The organism is Micromonospora echinospora, from assembly GCF_900091495.1.
GTDB lineage: Bacteria > Actinomycetota > Actinomycetes > Mycobacteriales > Micromonosporaceae > Micromonospora > Micromonospora echinospora.
Genome location: NZ_LT607413.1, coordinates 4078162 through 4100379 on the forward strand (window position 1 = coordinate 4078162; position 22218 = coordinate 4100379).

The following is a 22218-nucleotide window of genomic DNA, read 5'->3' on the forward strand; positions in this document are numbered from 1 at the left end:
AGGTTCCCCATGCGTCGCGCGTTCCTCGCCGTCACCGGCCTGGCCGCCGGCACGACCCTGCTGGTCGTGCTCAAGGGCGCGCCGGAGACCACCCGGGTCGCCGAGACCGCCGCACCCGAGCGCCCGCCGGTGGTCCCCGCGCCCACCGGTCCGACGCCCGTCGACTCCGCGCCGGCCAGCCCCGACCGGACCGGCGCGCCCCGGAGCACCGTACGGTCGGACGAGCCGTCCACCCCCGCGACCACCCGCACGCCCCGGAGCGCGGGCGACCGGACCACCGCCGCCACCCCCACCCCACGCCGGACCACCGCGCCGCCGTCGGGACGACGCACGGTCACCGGGCCGGTGGTCGGCAACGAGTACGGCAACGTGCAGGTGCGGATCACTCTCACCGGTGACCGGATCGTCGACGTGGTCGCGCTGGAACTGCCCGAGGAGACCGCCGAGTCCGACCGGCGCAGTTCCTCGGTCAACAACCGGTACAGCGGCACCGACGGGGAGGTGGTGCGCCGGCAGGACGCCGACCTGGACACCGTCTCCGGGGCCACCGCGACCAGCGACGCGTACCAGCAGTCGTTGCAGGCCGCCATCGACGCCGCGCGGCGCTGACATGGCCGCGTCGCGTACCGCCCCGCCGGCCATCCGCCCCGGCCCGGCCGCCGTGCCGTTCCGCCCTGGCCCGGCCGCCGTGCCCATCCGCCCCGGTCCGGCTGCCGTGCCCACCCGCCCCGGCCTGCGCCGGGTCGAGCAGGTCATGGGCACGCCGATCAGCCTGGACCTCGCCGACGACCTGCCCCGGACCGTCCTCGACGACCTGGCCGACGAGGTGTTCGGCTGGCTGCGCGAGGTCGACGCCCGGTTCAGCACGTACCGGGCCGACAGCGAGGTGAGCCGTTTCGACCGGGGCGAGGTGCTGCTCTCCGAGGCGTCCCCCGACCTGCGGCTGGTGCTGGAACGCTGCGCGGATCTCTGGGGGGCGACGGACGGCTGGTTCGACGCGTACGCCACCGGGCGCTTCGACCCGTCCGGTTACGTCAAGGGCTGGGCGGCGCAGGTCGCCTCGGACCGGCTGCTCGCCGCCGGGGCGGCCAACCACTGCCTCAACGCCGGTGGGGACGTCCGGGTACGCGGCCTCTCCCCGGCCGGTCGGCCCTGGCGGGTCGGTCTCCAGCACCCGTGGGACCGCAGCGCCACCTTCCTCGTGCTCACCGGCACCGACCTGGCGGTCGCCACCTCCGGGGTCTACGAGCGGGGACACCACGTGGTCGACCCGCGACGCGGCGAGCCGGCCCGGGGCCTGCGCTCGGTGACCGTGGTCGGCCGGGATCTCGGTGTGGCCGACGCGTACGCCACGGCGGCGGTCGCGATGGGCTCGGCCGGAGCGGGCTGGCTCGGCCGGCTGGACGGGCACGAACACGCGGTGGTCACCGACAGCGGCCGGTGTCTACGCTCCCCGCGTCTGCCCGTCGCCTGACCACGTCAGCGGGGTGGGCGGTGGCTGCCGGCGGGGCGGCTGCCGAGCGGGCGCGGGCGGCCCGGGCGGGAGCCGGCTGGTCTCGTGCCGACCCGGCGGTACGGCCGGCGGCGGTGCGGTGGTGGCTCGGCCCCCTCGGCTCGGCGGGCCGGATCGTCGATGGACATCGTTCCCCCGATCGGGGCGCGACCGCGCCCCCACCGGGAACAACGATGCGCCGCCCCAACGGGACGTGGCGGGGTCAGAAGCCGCGACGGGGGAGCGGGAGTTGGCCGGGGAGCAGATCGGCGGTCAGGGCGACGCCGGTGGCCCGCAACGCGTCCACCATCACCTTCTGCACGAGGTACGAGTCAGGCAGCCGCCAGCGGGCCTGTTCCGGCGCGAGGGCCCAGCGCACCGGTCCCTCCGGCAGCCGGGTCGGCGGGGCGGGGATCCACGAGCCGACCCCGTGCCGGACGACGTGGAAGCAGTGGTCCAACTCGGGCCGGAGCGGGTCGCCGGGGCGGACCAGGAACATCCAGCGACCGGAGGGGGTGACCGCGACCGGACCACGGGCCCGGTCGGCGGGGTGGTCGGAGATCGCGTCGAGCACGTGCCGACCCAGGTACGAGGGCATCTCCAGCACGTCGAAGGCCCGCCCGGTGGGGAGCAGCACCCCGTGCGGGCGGCTGCGCCACCAGGTCGCCACCCGGGCCGGGTCGGTGCTGGCGGCGAGTTCCCAGTTCTCCAGGGCGGGGTGAGCGCCCACGGTCGGGCAGCCGGCCCGGCCACAGACGAAGCGGCTGCGGGCGAGGCACGCGCCGGGAGTGACCTCCCAGCCGTGCATCGCGTACCGGACCGCGATCCGGCGCAGCCGCACCCGTTCCAGCGGCGACAGATGGACGACGTGCGGTCCGACGGTCCCCCACATGGTGTGTGCTCCTCTCGGGTGTCACGTTCCGGTCACGTCGGGCGTCGAGCCCCGTCACTGCCGTCACCGGTGCTCGTTGCGACAGGCGAAATGCAAGTTGCACGAAAGCTATGGGGTTCAGCCGGACGAGTGCCGCACAGCGTGTGCGATCAGGACAAAACAGACTGACGTTTGTCGCCTGTGGTGGGACTCCCGGAGGATGCCGGGCGTGGAAGGAGCGGGAATGGACGAGTTACCGATCGGGCGACGGGTGGCCTACTGGCGTGGGCGGCGCAAGATGTCGCAACAGGTGTTCGCCGATCGGTTGGGCAAGTCCAAGAGCTGGGTCGACAAGATCGAGCGAGGGGTGCGCCGGCTCGACAAGTTCTCCGTCCTCTACGAGATCGCCGACATCCTCGAAATCGACGTGCAACTGCTGGTCGGTCGGGACCCGGAACGGCGTAGCGACGCGTTGCACTGCATCGACCAGGTCGAGGTCGACCAGATCCGGGCCGCGCTGGAGCGGTACGACGCGCTCAGCGCGTACTTCGACGCGGCGCCGTACCCGCCGATGCTCGGCGACATGCGCAAGGCGGTCAACCACGCCTGGCTCACCTACCAGTACGGCCGGTACGGCATGCTGACCCGGGCGCTGCCGAAGCTGCTGCGTGACGCCCAGGCCGCCGACGCCGCGTACGGCGGCGACGACCAGGGGCGGGAGGCCGCCCACCTGCTGGGGCAGGTCTACCAGGTCACCTCGTCCGTGCTGCGCAAACTCGGCGAGTGCGAGCTGGCCTGGCTCGCCGCCGACCGGGCGCTGGCGGTCTCCCAGCGCGCCGACGATCCGCTCCTCGCCGGGATCGCCACCACCCGGGTGGGCAACGCGCTGCTCGCCATGGGGCGGGCCCGCTCCGCGCTGGAGCTGAACCTGCGGATCGCCAACCGGCTCGCCCCCGGCGGCGGCCACGACGTGACCCCGGAGCACCTCTCGGTCTACGGGATGCTGCTGCTCCAGGGCGCGATGGCCGCCGCCCGGGACGGCGACTCCGCCACCGTGGACGACCTGCTCGACGGCGCGCAGGAGGCCGCCAACCGGCTCGGCGGGGACCACAACCACTACTGGACCTGTTTCGGGCCGACCAACCTGAAGCTGCACCGGGCCGCCGCCGCCGTCGAACTGGGCGACGGCGGTCGGGCCGTGGAGACCCACCACTCCATCGAGCTGCCCGCGTTCAACGGGCTGCTGCCGGAACGGCGGGCCCACCACATGCTCGACATCGCCCGGGGCTTCGCCCAGATCGGCGACGTGGCCAGCGCCGGGGAGATGTTGCTGAAGGGCGACCGGCTCGCGTCGTCCGAGATCCGCTGCCGTCCGATCGCCCACGAGGTGATGTCCGACATCCTGCGTCGCACACGGGGTGCGCCGTCTTCGCCGATCGCGGAGTTGGCTGAGCACATGGGAGTCGGAATATGAACGCGGTCGTCCCCCCGGCGCGCGACCGCCGGCAGGTGCTGTACGTGATCGTCTGTGGTTCGCCACTGGCCGGCCGGGTCGGCCGCCTGGTCGAGCTGGCCCAACGGGACGGCTGGGACGTGTGCCTGGTCGCCACACCGGACGGGGCGAAGTTCGTCGACGCGCCGGCGCTGGCCCGGCTGACCGGTCACCCGGTCCGCACCAGCTACAAGCAGCCGCAGGACCCGGACGTCCTGCCACCGGCGGACGCGATGGTGGTCTGCCCGGCCACCGTCAACACGGTCAACAAGTGGGCGGCCGGGATCACCGACACGCTCGCGCTCGGCCTGCTGGTGGAGGCGCAGGGTCTCGGCGTGCCGATCGTGGCGGTGCCCTTCACCAACAACGCGATGGCGACCCACCCCGCCTTCCGGGCGGCCCTGGACCGGCTGCGGGAGTGGGGTGTCACGGTGCTCTTCGGCGACGACGTCTACCCCCTGCACGCGCCGGGCACCGGTGAGCGGTACCTGCACACCTTCCCCTGGCAGTTGGCCCTGGACGCGCTCTCCGCCCCGGCCTGCCCCACCAGGTAGCCGTCGAGGTCGGCCGGTTTGCGTAACCCCTATCCGACGCGCCTGGCATTGATCAAACTCGGGTCGCTTGCTTGGATGCCGGAAGCATCGTCAACGACGGGCCTGAATCTCTGTCAGCCGTAGGGAAGTGGGGAGAGCGTGAAGAACGCATCGAAGGTGCTACGCAGGGTGGTCGCCGTGGTGAGCGCGGTGGTGACCGCCGCCGCGCTCACCCTGACCGGGGCCACGCCGGCCTCGGCCGCGAACTACTACTACGAGCTGCCGTACCCGGCGGGCGAGTCGTACCTGGTGACACAGGGGCCGGGTGGGTCGTTCTCGCACACCGACGCCTACAACCGGTACGCCTGGGACTTCGCTCTCCCGGCGTACTACGAGGTCTCCGCCTCGCAGGCCGGCACCATCGTCTACTCGGACTGGTCGCCGTACTGGCAGAACGGCATCGAGGTGATCATCCGGCACTCGAACGGCACGTGCACCCACTACGCGCACCTGAACCAGTCCTTCTACTGGCCCGGCGACTGGGTCCCGCAGGGCCGGATCGTGGGCTATGTGGGCAGCACCGGGGCGTCCACCGCGCCGCACCTGCACTTCCAGGTGATCAACTGCAGCACCCGGGTGGGGATCTCGGCCGCCCTCCAGGGCTGGGTGCCGTGGACCGGCACCCGGCCGGTGAGCGTGAACTACTACGCCTGATCCGTCGTGCGCCGGGCCGGCCGGCCCGGTTGCCCCGGGGTTGTTTGCAGGGGTCCCCTGCTACCGCTTTCTGGGTAGCAGGGGACCCCTGCTCATCCGGCACCGCCACCCTCCCCCACGAGCAGGGCGACGCGCCCGGTGCGCTCCGTCGCGGCCCGGACGCGACGTGTCCCGAGCCGGGTCGCGCCCCCGTCGGGCCGACGCCGGTAAGCTGGCCCGCCGTGAGCACAACCGGATCCCCACCACCGACGGTCGCCGACGTGGTGGCCGTGCTGGAACGGCGCTACCCACCCGCCTGGGCTGAACAGTGGGATCGGGTGGGGCTGGTGCTCGGTGAGCCCACCACCGTCGTTCGTCGGGTCGCCTGCGTGGTCGACGTGGTCCCGGAGACCGTCGCCGAGGCCCTCACGGTCGGGGCGAACATGATCGTCGCGCACCACCCGCTGCTGCTGCGCGGAGTCTCCTCGGTCGCGCCCACGACGTACAAGGGCCGCATCGTGCACCAGCTCATCCGCGCCGACGTGGCGCTGCACGTGGCCCACACCAACGCCGACGTGGCGAACCCGGGGGTCTCCGACGCGCTCGCGGCCCGGCTCGGCCTGACCGGGCTCCGCCCGCTGCACCCGCCCGCGCCGGGCAGCCCGGCGCACGGCGAGGGACGCGGCATCGGCCGGATCGGCGAGCTGCCGCACCCGATGACGCTCGCCGAGCTGACCCGGCACGCCGCCGACGTGCTGCCACCGACGGCCTGGGGGGTGCGGGCCGCCGGGGACCCGTCCCGCGTGATCCGCACCGTCGCGGTCAGCGGCGGCTCGGGCGACGGGTTCCTCGCCGACGCCACCGCCGCCGGGGTGGACGCGTTCCTCACCGCCGACCTGCGGCACCACCCGGCCGGCGAGCACCTCGCCGAGGGCGGACCCGCGCTGCTGGACGCCGCGCACTGGGCCACCGAGCGCCCCTGGCTGGACGACCTGGCCGCGCACCTGCGCGCGACGTTGGGCGTCGAGACGTACGTGTCCGACCTGGACACCGACCCGTGGAGCGTGCACGCCGCGAGCCCGCCGTCCACCGGGCCGGCGTCGCCGGCCACCCCGCAGGAGAACCACACCCCCGCCCCCGGTGCCACCGCGACCACCCGGGGCCGTACCGCACCCGCCCAGGACGACCCCCACCCCGCCGTGGACGACAAGGAGCCCCGACCGTGAAGGCTGAACCGGCAGTCCAGCGCCGCCTGCTCGACCTCCAGGCGATCGACACCGCCCTCGCCCAGCTCGCCCACCGCCGGCGCACCCTGCCCGAACGCGCCGAACTGGAGGCCCTCGCCCGGGAGCTGTCCACCCTGGAGGACCAGCGGGTCCGCGCCCAGGTGGCGGTGGACGACCTCGACCGGGACATCGCCCGGCTGGAGAAGGACGTCGACCAGGTCCGCACCCGCAAGCGCCGCAACGAGGACCGGCTCGCCGCCGGCACCGGCCCGGCCCGCGAGCTGGAGGCGCTCCAGCACGAGCTGACCTCCCTCAACCGGCGGCAGAGCGACCTGGAGGACGCCGAACTGGAGCTGATGGAGCAGCGGGAGACCGCGCAGGCCGTCCTCGACGGAATCGAGCAGCGCCTGGGGGAGGCGCGTGAGAAGCGCGCGGAGACCGAGCGGCGGCGCGACGAGAGCCTGGCCGAGATCGCCAAGGAGGAGGAGTTCAAGCGCTCCACCCGGCAGCCGCTCGCCGCCGACCTCCCGACCGACCTGGTCACGCTCTACGACAAGATCCGCGAGTCGACCGGGCTGGGCGCGGCCCTGCTGCGCGGTGGACGCTGCGGCGGCTGCCGGCTCGACCTCTCCGGAGCCGACCGGGCCCGGATCGCCAAGGCCGCCCCGGACGAGGTGGTCCGCTGCGAGGACTGCCGCCGGATCATGGTCCGTACGAACGAATCCGGGCTGTGAGCCTGGCCGCGGTGGTCGTCGAGGCCGACGGGGGCTCCCGGGGCAACCCGGGCCCGGCCGGCTACGGCGCCGTGGTCCGCGACGCGGACACCGGCGAGGTGCTGGCCGAACGCTCCGAGGCGATCGGTACCGCCACCAACAACGTCGCCGAGTACCGGGGACTCATCGCCGGCCTGACCGCCGCTGCCGAACTCGGCGCGACCCGGGTCGAGGCGCGGATGGACTCCAAGCTGGTCGTCGAGCAGATGTGCGGACGCTGGCAGATCAAGAACCCGGGGCTGCGTCCGCTGGCCGCCGAGGCCGCCGTGCTGGTCCGGCGCTTCGCGGCGGTGACCTTCACCTGGATCCCCCGGGAGCGCAACCGGCACGCCGACGCCCTGGCCAACGCCGCGATGGACGCCGCCGCCGGCCGGGCGCCGGCCGCCCCCGCCACGACCACGCCCCGCACCGTCGAGCCGCCGCGCGAGGTGGCCGCCCCGGACTCGCCGGCCCGGGCCGCCGCGCGGGAGGCCGCCGCCCGCGCCGCCACGAAGGCCACCACCGGCACCGACCCGGCTACCGCGCCCTCCTCCTGGGAGCCGCGCGGCACCAGCGAGGCGACCCGGCTGGTCCTGGTCCGGCACGGCCAGACCGAGTGGACGGCGCAGCGTCGCTACTCCGGCCGGGGCGACGTGCCGCTGTCCGAGCGGGGGCGGGACCAGGCCCGGGCCACCGCCGCCCGGGTGGCCGCGCTCGCGCCGACCGTCGCGGCCGTGGTCAGCTCACCCCTGTCCCGGTGTACGGCCACCGCCCGACCGATCGCCGTCGCGCTCGGTGGCGTCCCGCTGCGCACCTCCGACGACCTGGTCGAGTGCGACTTCGGGGCCTGGGAGGGGCGCACCTTCGCCGAGGTGCGCAAGGAGTGGCCCGGCGAGTTGGACGCCTGGCTCGCCTCCACCGCGGTGGCCCCGCCGGACGGGGAGTCGTTCACCGACGTGACCGTCCGGGTGCGCCGGGCGTTGCGCGGTCTGCTCGACGCGTACCCGGGGGAGACCGTGGTGGTGGTCTCGCACGTCTCCCCGATCAAGATCCTGCTGCGGGACGCGCTCGCCGCCGGGGACGCCTTCCTGCACCGGCTCTACCTCGACCCGGCCGGGGTATCGGTGCTCGACGTCTGGGCCGACGGCGGGGTCGCCGTCCGCTCCGTCAACGACACCGCCCACCTCGCCTGACCCGGCTGCCGACTCCGGGGGTGAGGTGGTAGCAGGGGTCCCCTGTTACCGCTTTTTGCCGAGCAGGGGACCCCTGCAACCACCCGACGCGCCGAGCGGGGCGCGCCGACCCGGATGGGAGTCCGATCTGCGGGGTGTGCGGTGATGTGCCGCTCAGCGCAGCCGGCACACCGCTGAGCGCAGTAACCCGCTGTCATGAGTGACGGCGGTCACAACATCGATAACCTCCGGGCCGTCTGTGTGCACTACGACCTTCCGGAGGTGGGCCCATGGCCGCGACCGAACCGGAGCCGCCGACCCCGACGCGGCGGCCGACCACGGTACGTTCCCGGGCGAAGGACCACAGCCCGTGGAACTGGCTGCTCTTCGTCCCGATCGTGGTACCGCTGATCCCCGTCCTGTTCAACGGCGACTCGCCCCGGATCTTCGGCTTCCCGCGCTTCTACTGGCTCCAGCTGGCGTACATCCTGCTCGGCGTCGCCACCACCACGCTGGTCTACCAGATGACCAAGAAGCGGGGTGGCCGGTGAGCGCGAGGAGTGAGCCGGGTCTGCGAGCCCCGCAGTCGCGAGCGGAGGTGGTGCAGTGATGTGGCGTGACCACCTCACCGAGATCATCGTCTTCACGGTGCTGTTCCTGCTGGTCAGCGCGATGGGCTTCGTCGCTGCCCGGTGGCGGGCGCCGAAGGACATGGCCCACCTGGACGAGTGGGGGCTGGGCGGACGCAGCTTCGGCGGCTGGATCACCTGGTTCCTGGTCGGCGGGGACCTCTACACGGCGTACACCTTCGTGGCGGTGCCGGCGCTGATCTTCGGAGCGGGCGCGGCCGGGTTCTTCGCCGTGCCGTACACCATCGTCATCTACCCGATGGTGTTCCTGGTGCTGGTCCGGCTCTGGTCGGTGTCGCACCGGCACGGCTTCGTCACGCCGGCCGACTTCGTCCGCCGGCGTTTCGACTCCCCGGTGCTCGCCCTGCTCGTCGCGATCACCGGCATCGTCGCCACCATGCCGTACATCGCGTTGCAGTTGGTCGGCATCGAGGCGGTGCTCAAGACGATGGGCGTGACCGGGGAGAGCACCCTGGCCCGGCACCTGCCGATCATCGTGGCGTTCGCCATCCTCGCCGCCTACACGTACCAGTCCGGGCTGCGCGCGCCCGCGCTGATCGCCTTCGTCAAGGACACCCTGATCTACATCGTCATCCTGGTGGCGGTGCTCTACCTGCCGTACAAGCTGGGTGGTTGGGGGGAGATCTTCGACGCCGCGGACGCCAAGTTCGCCGCCTCGGAGAACCCGAACGACGGCATCCTGCTCAACGCCAACAACCAGCTCCAGTACGTCACCCTGGCGTTCGGCTCGGCGCTGGCGCTGTTCCTCTACCCGCACAGCCTGACCGGCGTGCTGGCCAGCCGGAACCGTGACGTGATCAAGCGGAACATGTCCGCGCTGCCCGCGTACAGTCTGCTGCTCGGGCTGATCGCGCTACTCGGCTACATGGCCATCGCGGCGCAGGTGACCCCGCTGCCGGGCGCGAAGGAGGGCACGGTCGACAGCAACACCGTCGTGCCGGTCCTGTTCGACCAGCAGTTCCCGGACTGGTTCGCCGGGGTGGCGTACGCGGCCATCGGCATCGGCGCCCTGGTGCCGGCGGCGATCATGTCGATCGCGGCGGCGAACCTGTTCACCCGCAACATCTACAAGGAGTATCTGAAGCGGGACGCCACCCCGGCCCAGGAGGCGAACGTCTCCAAGATCACCTCGCTGGTGGTGAAGGTCGGCGCGGTCGCCTGCATCGTCTTCCTCGACCCGCAGTTCTCCATCGACCTGCAACTCATCGGCGGCGTGATCATCCTCCAGACGCTGCCAGCCGTGGCGCTCGGGCTCTACACCCGCTGGTTCCACCGGGGCGCGCTGATCGCCGGCTGGGCCGCCGGCATGGGGCTCGGCATGTGGATGCTCTACCAGATCCCCAACGCGGCCACCGGCCGCAAGCACTTCGGCGGCTCGGCCTTCCCGCTGGCCGACTTCGGCGTCGACACCAAGAAGACGATCTACGTCGGTATCGTGGCGGTGCTGGTAAACCTGCTGGTCGCGGCGATCGTCACCCTGCTCCTGCGGGCCGCCCGGGTGCCTGAGGGCAGCGACGGCACCACGCCCGACGACTACTTCGCCGACGAGGGCGACCCCCGCGTCACCCCCGGCCCGAATCGGGACGCCGACAGCGCCCCGGAACCGGTCGCCTGAGGTGCCTGCAGGGGTCCCCTCCTCATCAAAAAGCGGTAACAGGGGACCCCTGCAACCACCCCCGCGCACCCCCGCGCGTCCTGCAACCACCCCCCCGCGCCCCCCCGCGCCCCCGGCGCACCCCCGCGCACCCCTGCGACCTCCGGCGATCGGAACTGCGCGCGTCCCGCGCACGTCGACGTTCAGTGCTGGGCCCGGTGCCCGGGGGTGGGTAGGGTGCCTCCATGGGCACGTCCTTTGTAGACCGCGTCGCGCGGATGTCCCGGATCCAACGCGGTGACGAACGGTACGGCGAGGGCAGTGCCGCGCTCCAGGCCACCCGCTTCTACCTGGACCACCTGCTCGACGACGCCGTGCAGCGGGCCCGCGCGGCGAGCGTGCTGCCGACCCGTCGGGTCGACCTGCTGATCAGTCTCTGCGGGTTCGCGGCCACCCCCACCGTGCTGGCGTTCGAACTGCTCCAGCCGCGTCGTCTGCTGGTGCTGCGGTCCAAGGACGCGGCGGAGAGCGTCAACCTGATCGGTCGGCACCTGGTGATGAGCGGCCGGCTCGACTTCGAGACGTTCCAGCACGAGACCGTCGACCCGAGCGATCCGCTCGACATGTACGCGAAGATCTCCAAGTGGCTCGGCGGGCGGGACGGCCGGGACGCGGTCATCGACATCACCGGCGGGCGGAAGGTGATGAGCGCGGCGGCGGCCCTGGCGGCCTGGCAACTCAGCCTGCGGCTGACGTACGTGGAGAACCGCTACGACCCGGTCACCCGCAAGCCGCTGCCGGGCGAAGACCGGCTGATCACGCTGGACAACCCCACCACGCTCTTCGGCGACCAGGAGATGCAGCGGGCGTTGGAGACCTTCCGGTCCGGGGCGTACGAGGCGGCCCGCCAGCGCTACGCGGAGATCTGCGAGCGGGTGGCCGTGCCGGGGCGGGCCCGCCTGATGCGCTCCGTCGCCGAGCTCTACCGCACCTGGTGCGACCTGGACCTGCCGTCCCTGCCGGCGGCGGTGGCCGGGGTACGCGACAGCCTGCCGGCCGTGCAGCGCGAGGTGTCACCGCAGCTGACCGCGACGTTGCACGCCCAACTCGCCTTCGCCGAGCGGTTGGCCGCCGGCGAGCCGACCGCCTTCGTGGTGTGCTTCTACCTGCTCGGACGGCACTACCAGCAGGTGAGCCGGCACGACTTCGCCGCCCTGCTCTTCTACCGCACGATCGAGGCGTGCCTGACCAGCCGGCTGCGGGCGCGGTACCCGGGCTTCGACCCGGACGGCTGCGACTACGCCCTGATCGACGCGCCCGACCGGTTGAGACGGCGGTACCAGGACCTGGGTCGGGCACTGGGCAGCGGACCGACGCAGGGTCCGCCGGCGAAGCTGACGCTCTTCGCGGCGGCGCAGCTCCTGGTCGCCGAGGCGGACGACATGATGACCGCCGCCGGCTTCACCGACTCCTCCGGTGCACCGGACCTCGTCCGGTTGCGGCGACTCCAGGACCGGACGAGGGCCCGGAACAAGTCGGTCCTGGCGCACGGCACCACGGCGATCTCCGCCTCGGACACCGACGAACTGCGAAAGGAGGCCGCCGAGCTGCTGACCGCGTACTGGGCGCGGCACGGCGACGGCGGTGACCTCTCCGGACTCCTGGCCGAGCTGCGCTTCCTGCGAGTGGACCGGTGACCCTGGGGATCCCGTCGGAGTGGGTCGACGAACACAGCCGGGCCAGTAACCCGGGACTCTTCGACCCGGTCGGCCTGGAACGCCACGTGGTCGTGCTCTCCTGGGCCGGGAACTTTCCCTGGGTGGGTACGGTCGACCAGGACGACGTCGCCGCCGACCTGGCCGCCGGCCTCCGGATGGAGGAACGCCACGGCCGGGACGGGAACAGGTACTACGTGATCTCCGGCTCCCGGTACCACGTCTTCGTGCAGGAGCGTCCAAGCCGTATGGCGGGCGAGGCGATCACGCTGGTCACCAACGTGAAGTTGGCCGGTGGCCTGAGCCGGGCGGTCGCCGTACGACCGTCGGGGGTGAGGTTCGTCCGCGAGGAGACCTGGACGCCCTGCTCGCCCGAGGAGGTGCTCCGGGCGTACCAGGAGGCGTTGGCGGCGGCCCGGCGACGTCGGGCGGCGGTCGACCGGGCCCGCAGCGGCCTGCGCCAGGTAGTGGAGCAGACCCGGACGTACGCCACGCTCCGGGGGCTGGCGCACCGTCGCTACCAGCCACTGCGCCTGCTGCTGAAACTACTCAGGCAACGCAGCGAGTTGGAGGAGCGGGTCGAGGGCGAGGGCGTGGCCCGGGATACGGGTGACAACGGCGACGGCACGGTCCTGTGGATCGACCTGCCGCGCACGGATGGTTTCCGGGAGGGCAGCGGGGTCGACCTCCACCACGCCGGGACGATTCTCCGGAGGCTGCGGATCCAGACCGTCGAGGGACGGCAGCTCGCCGTCTCCGCGCCGCAGCGCGAGGTGCCGGCCGGTTCGTCCGTGCGGGTGCGTCAGGAGGCCCGCTTCGCGATGAAGCGGCACGCCGACGCGTTGCTGACGTTCCTGGACGAGGAGGTCGAGGGCGACTGGACGCATCTGGCCCAGCTACTGTGCCAGCCGGCCCGGCTGCCGGCGCCAGTGGCACCGACGGTCTGGCGGTGGTTCGACGACGAGCTCGACACCGAGCAGCGGGCCGCCGTGACCGGGGCGGTCGGGACGCCGCACGCCTTCGTGGTCCAGGGGCCACCCGGCACCGGCAAGACCAGGGTGATCACCGAGGTGGTCCGGCAGTGCGTCGCCCGGGGTGAGCGGGTCCTGCTGCTCGCGCCGATGCACGTCGCGGTCGACGAGGTGCTCCGCCGGGTGGGCGACCAGCCGGGCGTACTCGCCATGCGCGTCTCCTGGGACCCCGGCCGGGTACGCGAGGACCTGCGCCGCTTCCTGCCCGAGCGGGTCGCCGACACCTACCTGCGCCGGGGCCGCCGGCCAGCCGCCTCCCGGGCGGCCCGGTGGCGGGCGGAGGCGGACGGGCTGCGCCGCCGGGCCGAGGCGGTCGACGTGTACCTGGCCGCCCGTAGGGACCTGGCCGGCGCCGAGGAGCGGCTCGCCGCAGCGGTGCGGCGGTACCGGACGTGGCAGCAGGACCTCACCGGACGACTGGGCGACGCCGAGCAGAACGTCGCCCGCGCCGACCGGGAACTGGCCCGGCTCGACGCGCGCCTGCCGCAGGCCACCGCCGACGTCGAGCGACTGCGGACCGAACTCGACGAAATACCGTTACCGCTGGTGTTCTGGTACCGCCTGATGGAGGTGTTCGGTGTCCACAACGCCCTGAGCGAACTCCTGACCGCGATGGACGCGGCCGTCGAGGAACACCGACGACTGACCGCCGGGCATCGGAAGTGGTCTGACCGGATGGCCCGGGCACGGGCCGACCTGACGCGCCTGACCACCGAGCGGGCCGAGGGAGAGCCGGCGCATCAGGCCGCCGTCGCCGAGCACCGGGCCGCCCGGGAGACCGCCGCCGGCGTGCTGACCGCCGCTACCGCCGCACTGACCACCGCGACCGGGTACGACCCGGACCGGATCGACGTCGCCGAGTTGGAACGGCGGCACGCCGACCTGGTCGCCGGGGTGACCCGGTGCGAACACCGCATCGGCCTGGAACGACGCTGGTTCGAACTTTCCGGCCTGACCGACGGGAGCGCCGACGGGCTGCTCGGCGAGTTCGGCGCCGACGTGGTCCGCTCGGCGAACCTGGTCTGCTGCACCACCACCGGTCTGGGCCGGAGCCTCGACGACATCGACTTCGACACGCTCATCGTGGACGAGGCGAGCCGGGTCACCGACAGCGAGTTCCTCATCGGCGCGGTCCGGGCGCGCCGATGGATCCTCGTCGGCGACGAGCACCAGCTGCCGCCCTACGTGGAGTCCACCGACGAGCACCACCTGCACGCCCTCGCCGTGCTCTCGGCCGTCGAACGCGACGACCACCGCGACCTGGACACGGCGGTGGACCACCTCGGCGCCCTGTGGGTCGAGGACGAGGAGCTGCACCAGTTCCGTACCGACAACGTGCGACGCACCGCCGAACTGCTCCGCCGCCAGGGCACGTGGCGCGAGCACTACCGCGCCGACTTCCACGCGACGCGTCGACGGTTGCGCTCGGGTGGCGCAGACCCGGAGCGCACCCTCCTCACCGCCATGCGCGAGCACCTGGTCCAGAGTCTCTTCGAGCGGATCGTCGGCCGCATGCCGGCACACCTGCGCCAGGCACTGCGGACCCAACGCCGGATGATCGAGCCGATCGCCGAACTGGTTCGGCAACCGGTGTACGGCGGCGCGTACCTCACCCCCCGCCCGGCCGCCGTGCCCCCGCTGCGGTACGGGCCGACCCGTACCCCGATCGTCTTCGCGGACACCTCCCCGTACGGACAGCGGGCCCGGGACCGGCAGGAAGGCAGCGGCTTCGTCAACGACCTCGAGGTGGAAACCGTAAGGAACATGTGCCGATCCTGGGAGCAGCGACTGGCCCGATCCGGCGGCGAGCCCGTCTCCACCAGCGTGCTGACCTTCTACCGGGCCCAGGCGGCGGCGGTCCGGGCCGCGCTCGGCGGACCCCGTTACCCGGACTTCCGGCTGCTCCGGTTCCAGGTGGTCGACGCCATCGACAAGATCCAGGGTCAGGAGAGCGACCTGGTGTTCCTCTCCTTCGTCCGGACCCACCTGGGCCGGGGAACCCCGTCACCCCGCTACGGCCGGTGGTTGCAGGATGTTCGCCGACTCAACGTCGCGTGCACCCGCGCCCGACGGGGGCTGGTGCTGGTCGGCCACGCCCCCACCCTGCGCAGCCTCAACGGGGTGCCGAAGGCGGAGGCGTTCTACGCCAACCTGTTCGACGTGCTCGACAATGGCGCGGACGCCGAACTCGTCCGCAGTCCCCGGTGATCCGCTTCGAGGTGGCCGCGCACGCCGGCCACCGGCGTGCCGGCACGGCGATGGAGCTGCCCGAGGTGCTGCTGCCGCTGCGCTGGTGGCGCTCGGTGCCGCTGGTGCGGCGTACCGCCGTCGACATGACGCCGCTGGAACGGTTCACGGTGGAACTGGCGCTCACCACCGGACGGGCGGACCCGGCCGAGTTCACCGAGATCACCGGTCTGCCCGGAAACCTTCTGGCCGCCGGTGCACGTCGGCTCGTGCAGTCCAACGCGCTGATACCGGACGACTCCGGCTACGCCGTGTGGCGGCCGATGGCCGAGCAACTCGCCACGGAACAGGTGGTCCACGAGTACCGGACCGTCCGGTACGACCTGGTCCTCCTGCCCCGCACCGGTGACCTGCTCGCCCTCGATCCGAAGAACTCCTGGCTGGAACAGGTCGAACAGGTGCGGGCCCGCCCGGTCGGGAACGCCCCCGTTCCGGCGGAACTCCGTGATCGGGACCTCACCGAGTTGCTCGGGGAGCGGCTGGCCGCCCGGACGGTCCACGGGGTCGGCCAGGATCTCCTCCGGCCGGACGACCCGGGCCCGGGAACGACGCCGGTGGACGTCGACGGTGTCTGCCCCGCGTACCGCTGTGCCGGCGCGCTACGCCTGGACGGTGATCGTCCGGTACCGGTGGTGACCATCCCCGGGGAGCGGGGCGACCCGGTTGTCGCGGAGCTGACCGGTGCGGACGGCCTCGCCCGGTACTGGATCGACACCGTGGCGAACCTGACCTACCGGGATGTGCAGGCCCGGCTCTGGCGAGAGGTGACCGGCAGGAACCACGTCCGGCTCCCGCACGTCGAGCAGGTCGGGCTCGGCCGGTGGCGGTACACGATCGACGGCTCCAACGCCGAGCTCCTCGCCGGCCAGGGTCGCAACCTGGCGCTGCCGCTGGCCGTCACGGCCACCGCGACGGACCTGGTCGCCGAGCTGACCATCGACCTGGCTCCGGGCGACAGCCAGGCGAAAGCCCTGGTCGCCCTCGACCGGTCACTGACGTCCGTCGCCGAGGACGACGGCGACCCGGCGCGACTGCCGAACACCCCGGCGGTCCGCGACCGGGCCTGGCAACTGGGCTTCCAACCGATCGTGTACGCCCTGCGGGAGGCGGAGGACTTCAGCCATGACTGAGCGCACCAGAATCGACCTCGGTCGGGTCCGTACGCCCTCGGGGTTCTTTCTCCCGGTGTCGGCGCCGGACGAGCCGTTCGTCGCCGCCCCACCCGCCGACCGGCACTACCGGCATCACTTCACCTACCGGGGCTCCGCCGAGTCGATCCGGCAGGCGGCCGTGGAGCTCATCCGGTCGGCCCGCCGGAAGATCTTCCTGGCCAGCTTCCGGATCGGGGACCGCCGGATCATCGACGCGCTGGTCGACGCGGTCGAGCGGCTGCGCGGCGGGGTGTACGTGGTGACCTCGTGGAACGAGAGCACCCTGCGCCGTGGGCTGGCCGAACTCGACGACCTCGACGCCGACGACGTGGCCGTGCAGAAGAAGCAGTTCGACAGCCTCACCCGGCGCGGCATCGCGTTGCGCGGCCACGAGCAGTGCCACGCCAAGTTCCTCGTCGTCGACGACGAAAGGGCCCTGGTCAGCAGCGCCAACCTGGAGACCAGCGCCCTCGCGGACCGGCCCGAGCGGGCGGCCACGGGGGAGAGCGGCGTGGTGCTCACCGACGCCGTGGAGGTGCGACGGCTGGCCCGGTTCTTCACCCGGATGTGGTTCGCCGGCTGCACCTGGGAGGTGACTCCCGGCACCGAGTACGCCCTACGGCAGCGGGCGCCGGTCGACGCGCCGGTGATTGTCACACCGAGCACCGGACCGCACGGGGTCGTCTGGACCGACGGCAACGAACACGGCATTCTCACCACCTTGCACGACGTGATCGGCCGGGCCCGGCACGAACTGCTGCTCGCCACGTTCGGGCTGGTGGGCGTCCGGGACCGCCCGGAGATGCTGCTCGACCCGCTGCGCCGCGCGATCCGGGAGCACGGCGTGGACGTCCGGCTGCTGGTGCGGGCCCGCAACAACATCGCCGACCACCGCCGCGACACCGCGGCCCTCGCCGAGGCCGGCGTCCGCATCCACGCCGACTCGTACACCCACGCCAAGGGGGTTGTCGCGGACGGTCGGCACGGTGCGCTGTTCTCGGCGAACCTGGACGCCTCGCACGGCCTCTACGACGGGGTGGAGGTCGGCGTCCGACTCGACCACCGGCCGGTGCTCACCGAGGCCCGGCGGTATCTGCTGCACGCCATGGCGCACGCCGACCGGCGGTTCGAGCCGCAACCCACCGGTCGCGCCCTCGACGCCGGACTGCGTGCCGCCTGGCAGACCAGGTGGCGGGGCCGTGCCCGGATCACGGTGGCCGCCTCCGACGCCGACTGGCGCACCCTGACCGAGGCGGTCGAGTGGGGCCCGGTGCTCTGGACGGACGACGGCGTGCTGCGGCTGCACGCCGCCGACCGGGTCTTCACCCTGAACGGCCCGACCCGGCGGCTTCGCGTCACGCGTGCCGACGAACCGGCACTGGACCGGATGAACCGCTGGTACGGGCTCCGCGGCGAGGGCAGCGGCACCCGGCGGGGCGTCTGCCCGGCCGTCCTCGTCCGGGCCTGACCGGCCGTCCGTCCGCTGCGGGCGGGTAGCGGCCGGCTCAGCGCAGCGCGCGGTGCAACAGGTAGCCGCCGATCACCGTGCCGAAGACCACGATCAGGGACTTCAGCACCACCGGCGGCAACCGGCGGACCAGCCGTGCGCCCACGTACCCGCCCACCAGCGTCGCCGGGGCGACCACCGCCACGGCGGCCCAGTTCAGCGGCCCGAAAGCGGCAAAGATCCCCACCGTGGTCAGCCCGACCACCGCCGAGAGCATGTTCTTCAGCGCCGCCACCCGGGCCAGCGTCTCGTCCAGCACCAGGGCCAGCCCGGCGATCAGCATCACCCCGAGCGCGGCCCCGAAGTAACCCCCGTACACCGTGCCGAGCAGGACCATCACCTGGAGCGTGACCACCCGGCGGCGTGCACCCAGGTCGCGCGGATGACCGACCAGCCGGCGCAGCGGATCCTGGAACGCCAGCACCGCCGTCGCCCCGAGCACCAGGAAGGGCACGACCAGCTCGAACGCCCGCGCAGGCGTGTTGAGCAGCAGGAGCGCCCCGATCGTCGTACCGACCAGGGCGGTGGGCAGCAGCGCCAGCACCGCCCGTCGGGGCGGCAGGTCCCGCCAGCTCCCCGCCACGCTCGCCAGGTAGCCGGGGCACACCGCCACCGAGTTGCTCACGTTCGCCGCCACCGGGGGCAGCCCCACCGCGATCAACGCGGGAAAGGTGATCAGGGAACCGCCGCCGGCCACCGCGTTGACCGTGCCCGCGGCGAGACCGGCGACGAGCAGCAACGCGGCGTCGGAGAGATCCATGGCGACCCGAGGCTACCCAGGACACCGCCCGGACGCACACCCCACCCGCGCGGCCACCCCGAGGCGGCACGCTTGCGCGCCGGGGAAAAGGGAAGAGCCGCACATGGCCCAGCCCCGACCACGGGAGACCCGTCGTGCCGCCGGTGCCATCCTGACCTGCGCCGTTCTCGCCGCCCTGCTCCGGCTGCCGTTCGCCCGCACCGGCCTCTCCATGGACGAGGGTGGATGCGCCCACGTCGCCCGGGAATGGGCGCGCGGCGTGCCGCTGTACCGCGAGGCATGGCTCGACCGGCCGCAGGGACTACTCCTGACGTACCGACTGCTGCTCGGCCTCGACCCCGACGGCGGTGCCATCCGGGTCGGCGCGGTCGCCGCCGGTGCGATGATCACCGTGCTGGTCGGCCTGACCGGCTGGCTGCTCGCCGGCCGGCGCACCGGCACCGTCGCGGCGGCGCTCTACGCGGTCGTGGGCGTGGCCCCCCGGATCGAGGGCTTCACCCTCAACGGTGAACTGCTCGCCAGCGTCCCGGCCGCCCTCGCGGTCACCGCCGCACTGCTCTGGCGGCGGTACCACACCCGGGCCTGGCTGGTCGTCGCCGGCATCGCCGCCGGGGGAGCGGTCACCATGAAACCCTCCGGGCTCGACGGCTTCACCGCCGCGCTGGCCGTCCTCGCCGTCACCACCGGACGCCACCGTCGCGGGTACGCCATCCTCCTGGCCGGAGCCGCCCTGCCGGTCGGACTCTGCGCCCTACACGGCGCGACAATCGGCTGGTCGCGGTACTGGCACGCGCTCGTCGGCTACCAGGTGGCCGCGCTCGGTGGCACGAACACCGGCGTCGACGACCGCGGCACCGCCCTCCTGCACAGCCTCCACACGGTCGCGCCGGAACTCGCCGCCCTCACAGTGGCGGCCACCATCGGCCTCTGGGCGGTACGCCAACACCGGACGACGGCCGCGACCGTGGCCGCCTGGCTCGCCGGTGGCCTGGTCGGGGTCAACCTCGGCGGCTCGTACTGGCCGCACTACTGGGTCCAGCTCCTGCCCCCGTTGACCGTGCTCGCCGCCGTCGCCGTCACCACCGTCGGAGCGCGCCGCCCCGGTGTGCGCGCCGCCGCCTTCGGAGCCGTGCTGCTGCCCCAGGTCGCCTGGCTGGTGGCGCTGGTCCCGGCCAGCCCCGCGCAACGCGACCGAGCCGTCCCGTACGCCGAGGCGGCCCGGCGCGACGCCCGGATCGCGGCGGTGATCCGGGCCGGGACCCGTCCCGAGGACCAGATATTCGTGCTGGTGTCGCAGGCGAACATCTACTTCCTCGCCGACCGGCGCACCGACTACCCGTACCTGTGGGGCAAGCCGATCGAGAAGATCCCGGACGCGCTGCCGCGGCTCCGGACGATGCTCGACGGGCCGAACCGCCCCCGGGTGGTGATGCTCAACAACGCCCCGGCGCGGGTCGATCCCACCGGGCAGGTCGAGCGGATCCTCGCCGAGCACTACCGCCCGTGGCGGGAGGTCGAGGGGGTGTCCCTGCTCCGGGCCGTACCGGACAATCCGCCCCGGTGATTGTTCGTGCTGGCTCGCGGTTCGGCGTCGTTCGCCCGGTCGCGACGCCTGCGGAACGGGTCGGCAATAGTCGCGGCCGTCGCGTCGTTAGGATGATGAGCGCGACGGACGAGTCGACCGGGCGGTCGCGTCGGCGGGCCAGGCGCCCGCCGCCGAGGAACGTCCGGACTCCACAGGGCAGGGTGGTTGTTAACGGCAACCCGGGGCGACCCGCGGGACAGTGCCACAGAAAACAGACCGCCGCGCCCACAGGGCGCGGTAAGGGTGAAACGGTGGGGTAAGAGCCCACCAGCATCCCGGGTGACCGGGATGGCTCGGTAAACCCCACCCGGAGCAAGGCCAAGAGGGCCGCCGACCGCGAGGACGGTGGCCTGCGCAGACGTTTGAGGGCGGCCCGCCCGAGTCTGCGGGTAGGCCGCAAGAGCCTGCCGGCGACGGTAGGCCGAGATGGATGGCCGCCGCCGATGCGGACCCCGGTGACGGGGTACGCGTCGCGAACAGAATCCGGCGTACAGGTCGACTCGTCCGTCGCCCACCAGCTCAGAGCTTTGATCAAGGCTCTGAGCTGTTTCTATGTCCGGGTGTCGATAGTCGTCCTCGGTCAAGATTGGCCAGCGTTTGACGCCCTGACGACGCCCTGACGCCCTGGAGACGCCCTGATCTTGCGGCGCGGTGGCTCGGGATCGTTAGGCGATGACCTGGTAGCGGGCGAGCATCGACATGATGGTTTCGATGCGGCCTGTCAGTAGTTGGTCGGGCGGGTGGTGTACCTGAACCATCGTGACGATGGAGCCGCGGTCGTTCGCCAGTTCCAGACGGAGCGTGGCGGTTCCGATGAGTGGGTAGTCGTACCACCCTTGTGGGTCTTCGGCGTCGGTACGGCTCAGTCCTGCCTCGATGGCGTCCCGGTCCCAGTCGTCGGCCTCGTAGTCGATCAGGGCTGCTAGTGACTCGACCAGTGGGCGGACGTTCGCGGTGAGGACCCAACTGCTGGTGCACCCAGATCCACTCGCCTCCACGCTGTCGGTCATGCGCGTCAGGGTAGGGCGGGAAGGGCACCGGGCCGCGCCTGGCCCTCATTGGCGGTAGGTGACGTGAGGGAGGGGACCGGGTACGTTACTGGCGGTGGAGTTGGTGCCGCGGTCCGGACGGCAAGGAACGGAAGAAGTCGGTCTGACGGCCTGGAGACGGCCTGCTCTGGGTTCCGGAGCTTCAGCTTGGAAGATCGCTCCCGGCTGTCCTGATCGCCCGGGACGCCTGGCTGGTCGCGGTGGCGTGCTGCCCTCTCGTGCCCGTTGCTGACCGCCGGTGGTCTCGGCTTCTGGCCCGTGTATGGACCGATCTACCTCAAGTCTCCCGGCACCTTCAGCGGTTCATGGCACCGGGATAGGCCTCCACTCGCCCGTCGAGTCGCTGCACCAAGAGGTGGTCGTCTTCGCGCCAGATCGTTTCGCCAGGATGCACAAGTACCGGTTGGTTCAATACAAAATGGTGCCAGCGATCAATCAGCGTGAGGCGGTCGGCCTGTTCACGCACGTCTGTCCTCCTCCTGCCCGCGTTGATGCCAGTATCGGCCAGCGGGTAGGCGGTGCTGGCGAGCCGAGACAAGGGACCAGGGCTGACGGTCTGCCGCCCCGCGTGACGGACGCTACTCCGCCCTCGTCCGCCAGATGGGTGCCAAGGGCTGCGGCGCACGGTCGGGGTCAAAGGCGGCTGTAGGCCATCGGCGTGCCGGGCCGGCTGAGCGGTGGCGTCGACCGGACCTGCA

19 protein-coding genes and 1 other RNA gene are annotated in these 22218 nt (G+C 72.6%); 16 read left to right on the forward strand and 4 right to left on the reverse strand.

Annotation, left to right across the window (positions count from 1 at the left end):
- The first annotated feature begins 9 nt into the window (after positions 1 to 9).
- Complete coding sequence (locus GA0070618_RS18455; protein ID WP_088982744.1) at positions 10 to 609, forward strand: FMN-binding protein; 600 nt, start codon at positions 10 to 12, stop codon at positions 607 to 609.
- Positions 610 to 754: 145 nt separating this feature from the next.
- Positions 755 to 1474 carry an FAD:protein FMN transferase gene (locus GA0070618_RS18460; protein ID WP_088985640.1) on the forward strand — a complete coding sequence of 240 codons (720 nt, stop codon included), beginning with the start codon at positions 755 to 757 and terminating at the stop codon, positions 1472 to 1474.
- 241 nt (positions 1475 to 1715) lie between these two features.
- Here GA0070618_RS18460 and GA0070618_RS18465 read toward each other — a convergent pair whose 3' ends face one another.
- Positions 1716 to 2384 carry a bifunctional DNA primase/polymerase gene (locus tag GA0070618_RS18465; RefSeq protein WP_088982745.1) on the reverse strand — a complete coding sequence of 223 codons (669 nt, stop codon included), beginning with the start codon at positions 2382 to 2384 and terminating at the stop codon, positions 1716 to 1718.
- A gap of 223 nt (positions 2385 to 2607) precedes the next feature.
- Here GA0070618_RS18465 and GA0070618_RS18470 point away from each other — a divergent pair, with 223 nt between their 5' ends.
- From GA0070618_RS18470 to GA0070618_RS18525, 12 genes are all read left to right on the forward strand, one after another.
- Positions 2608 to 3837: a helix-turn-helix domain-containing protein gene (locus GA0070618_RS18470; RefSeq protein ID WP_088982746.1), complete on the forward strand. Its 1230-nt coding sequence runs from the start codon at positions 2608 to 2610 to the stop codon at positions 3835 to 3837.
- Positions 3834 to 4409 carry a flavoprotein gene (locus GA0070618_RS18475; protein ID WP_088982747.1) on the forward strand — a complete coding sequence of 192 codons (576 nt, stop codon included), beginning with the start codon at positions 3834 to 3836 and terminating at the stop codon, positions 4407 to 4409. The genes GA0070618_RS18470 and GA0070618_RS18475 overlap by 4 nt, the downstream gene beginning before the upstream one ends.
- Before the next feature lie 138 nt (positions 4410 to 4547).
- Positions 4548 to 5102: a M23 family metallopeptidase gene (locus GA0070618_RS18480; RefSeq protein WP_197701555.1), complete on the forward strand. Its 555-nt coding sequence runs from the start codon at positions 4548 to 4550 to the stop codon at positions 5100 to 5102.
- Between the two features lie 221 nt (positions 5103 to 5323).
- The gene (locus GA0070618_RS18485; protein ID WP_088982748.1) at positions 5324 to 6307 is read left to right on the forward strand and encodes a Nif3-like dinuclear metal center hexameric protein; all 984 of its coding nucleotides are present in this window, start codon (positions 5324 to 5326) and stop codon (positions 6305 to 6307) included.
- The gene (locus GA0070618_RS18490) at positions 6304 to 7041 is read left to right on the forward strand and encodes a zinc ribbon domain-containing protein (RefSeq protein WP_088982749.1); all 738 of its coding nucleotides are present in this window, start codon (positions 6304 to 6306) and stop codon (positions 7039 to 7041) included. Before GA0070618_RS18485 ends, GA0070618_RS18490 begins: the two co-directional genes overlap by 4 nt.
- Positions 7038 to 8252 (forward strand): bifunctional RNase H/acid phosphatase, encoded by a 1215-nt coding sequence (locus GA0070618_RS18495; RefSeq protein ID WP_088982750.1) that lies wholly within the window; start codon positions 7038 to 7040, stop codon positions 8250 to 8252. Before GA0070618_RS18490 ends, GA0070618_RS18495 begins: the two co-directional genes overlap by 4 nt.
- Before the next feature lie 269 nt (positions 8253 to 8521).
- Positions 8522 to 8782 carry a DUF3311 domain-containing protein gene (locus GA0070618_RS18500; protein WP_088982751.1) on the forward strand — a complete coding sequence of 87 codons (261 nt, stop codon included), beginning with the start codon at positions 8522 to 8524 and terminating at the stop codon, positions 8780 to 8782.
- Between the two features lie 58 nt (positions 8783 to 8840).
- A complete protein-coding gene (gene mctP, locus GA0070618_RS18505) occupies positions 8841 to 10496 on the forward strand; it encodes a monocarboxylate uptake permease MctP (protein ID WP_088982752.1) in 1656 nt (551 codons plus the stop codon).
- Positions 10497 to 10720: 224 nt separating this feature from the next.
- Positions 10721 to 12172, forward strand: coding sequence for a TIGR02710 family CRISPR-associated CARF protein (locus tag GA0070618_RS18510; RefSeq protein WP_088982753.1), 1452 nt, complete (start codon positions 10721 to 10723; stop codon positions 12170 to 12172).
- A complete protein-coding gene (locus GA0070618_RS18515; RefSeq protein ID WP_088982754.1) occupies positions 12169 to 15429 on the forward strand; it encodes an AAA domain-containing protein in 3261 nt (1086 codons plus the stop codon). The genes GA0070618_RS18510 and GA0070618_RS18515 overlap by 4 nt, the downstream gene beginning before the upstream one ends.
- Complete coding sequence (locus tag GA0070618_RS18520; RefSeq protein ID WP_088982755.1) at positions 15426 to 16598, forward strand: hypothetical protein; 1173 nt, start codon at positions 15426 to 15428, stop codon at positions 16596 to 16598. Before GA0070618_RS18515 ends, GA0070618_RS18520 begins: the two co-directional genes overlap by 4 nt.
- On the forward strand, positions 16591 to 18087 hold the full coding sequence (locus GA0070618_RS18525) for a phospholipase D-like domain-containing protein (RefSeq protein WP_088982756.1): 1497 nt from the start codon (positions 16591 to 16593) through the stop codon (positions 18085 to 18087). The genes GA0070618_RS18520 and GA0070618_RS18525 overlap by 8 nt, the downstream gene beginning before the upstream one ends.
- Before the next feature lie 37 nt (positions 18088 to 18124).
- Here the strand turns inward: GA0070618_RS18525 and GA0070618_RS18530 are convergent, their stop codons facing one another.
- Entirely contained in the window at positions 18125 to 18886 is a 762-nt protein-coding gene (locus GA0070618_RS18530) for a sulfite exporter TauE/SafE family protein (RefSeq protein WP_088982757.1), read from the reverse strand.
- A gap of 103 nt (positions 18887 to 18989) precedes the next feature.
- Here GA0070618_RS18530 and GA0070618_RS18535 point away from each other — a divergent pair, with 103 nt between their 5' ends.
- Both GA0070618_RS18535 and rnpB read left to right on the forward strand, forming a co-directional pair.
- The gene (locus GA0070618_RS18535) at positions 18990 to 20450 is read left to right on the forward strand and encodes a hypothetical protein (protein WP_088982758.1); all 1461 of its coding nucleotides are present in this window, start codon (positions 18990 to 18992) and stop codon (positions 20448 to 20450) included.
- Positions 20451 to 20559: 109 nt separating this feature from the next.
- Positions 20560 to 20978, forward strand: an RNA gene (gene rnpB / locus GA0070618_RS18540) — RNase P RNA component class A.
- Positions 20979 to 21136: 158 nt separating this feature from the next.
- Here rnpB and GA0070618_RS18545 read toward each other — a convergent pair.
- The gene (locus GA0070618_RS18545) at positions 21137 to 21481 is read right to left on the reverse strand and encodes a hypothetical protein (protein ID WP_088982759.1); all 345 of its coding nucleotides are present in this window, start codon (positions 21479 to 21481) and stop codon (positions 21137 to 21139) included.
- Positions 21482 to 21815: 334 nt separating this feature from the next.
- Positions 21816 to 21986, reverse strand: coding sequence for a hypothetical protein (locus tag GA0070618_RS33525; protein ID WP_157748957.1), 171 nt, complete (start codon positions 21984 to 21986; stop codon positions 21816 to 21818).
- Between the last annotated feature and the right edge of the window lie 232 nt (positions 21987 to 22218).

What these genes read in the sequence shown, in the direction of transcription:
- GA0070618_RS18455 (WP_088982744.1), top strand. Translation starts at nt 10, where the DNA reads ATGCGTCGCGCGTTCCTCGCCGTCACCGGCCTGGCCGCCGGCACGACC.
- GA0070618_RS18460 (WP_088985640.1), top strand. Translation starts at nt 755, where the DNA reads ATGGGCACGCCGATCAGCCTGGACCTCGCCGACGACCTGCCCCGGACC.
- GA0070618_RS18465 (WP_088982745.1), bottom strand. Translation starts at nt 2,384, where the DNA reads ATGTGGGGGACCGTCGGACCGCACGTCGTCCATCTGTCGCCGCTGGAA.
- GA0070618_RS18470 (WP_088982746.1), top strand. Translation starts at nt 2,608, where the DNA reads ATGGACGAGTTACCGATCGGGCGACGGGTGGCCTACTGGCGTGGGCGG.
- GA0070618_RS18475 (WP_088982747.1), top strand. Translation starts at nt 3,834, where the DNA reads ATGAACGCGGTCGTCCCCCCGGCGCGCGACCGCCGGCAGGTGCTGTAC.
- GA0070618_RS18500 (WP_088982751.1), top strand. Translation starts at nt 8,522, where the DNA reads ATGGCCGCGACCGAACCGGAGCCGCCGACCCCGACGCGGCGGCCGACC.
- mctP (WP_088982752.1), top strand. Translation starts at nt 8,841, where the DNA reads ATGTGGCGTGACCACCTCACCGAGATCATCGTCTTCACGGTGCTGTTC.
- GA0070618_RS18510 (WP_088982753.1), top strand. Translation starts at nt 10,721, where the DNA reads ATGGGCACGTCCTTTGTAGACCGCGTCGCGCGGATGTCCCGGATCCAA.
- GA0070618_RS18525 (WP_088982756.1), top strand. Translation starts at nt 16,591, where the DNA reads ATGACTGAGCGCACCAGAATCGACCTCGGTCGGGTCCGTACGCCCTCG.
- GA0070618_RS18530 (WP_088982757.1), bottom strand. Translation starts at nt 18,886, where the DNA reads ATGGATCTCTCCGACGCCGCGTTGCTGCTCGTCGCCGGTCTCGCCGCG.
- GA0070618_RS18535 (WP_088982758.1), top strand. Translation starts at nt 18,990, where the DNA reads ATGGCCCAGCCCCGACCACGGGAGACCCGTCGTGCCGCCGGTGCCATC.
- GA0070618_RS18545 (WP_088982759.1), bottom strand. Translation starts at nt 21,481, where the DNA reads ATGACCGACAGCGTGGAGGCGAGTGGATCTGGGTGCACCAGCAGTTGG.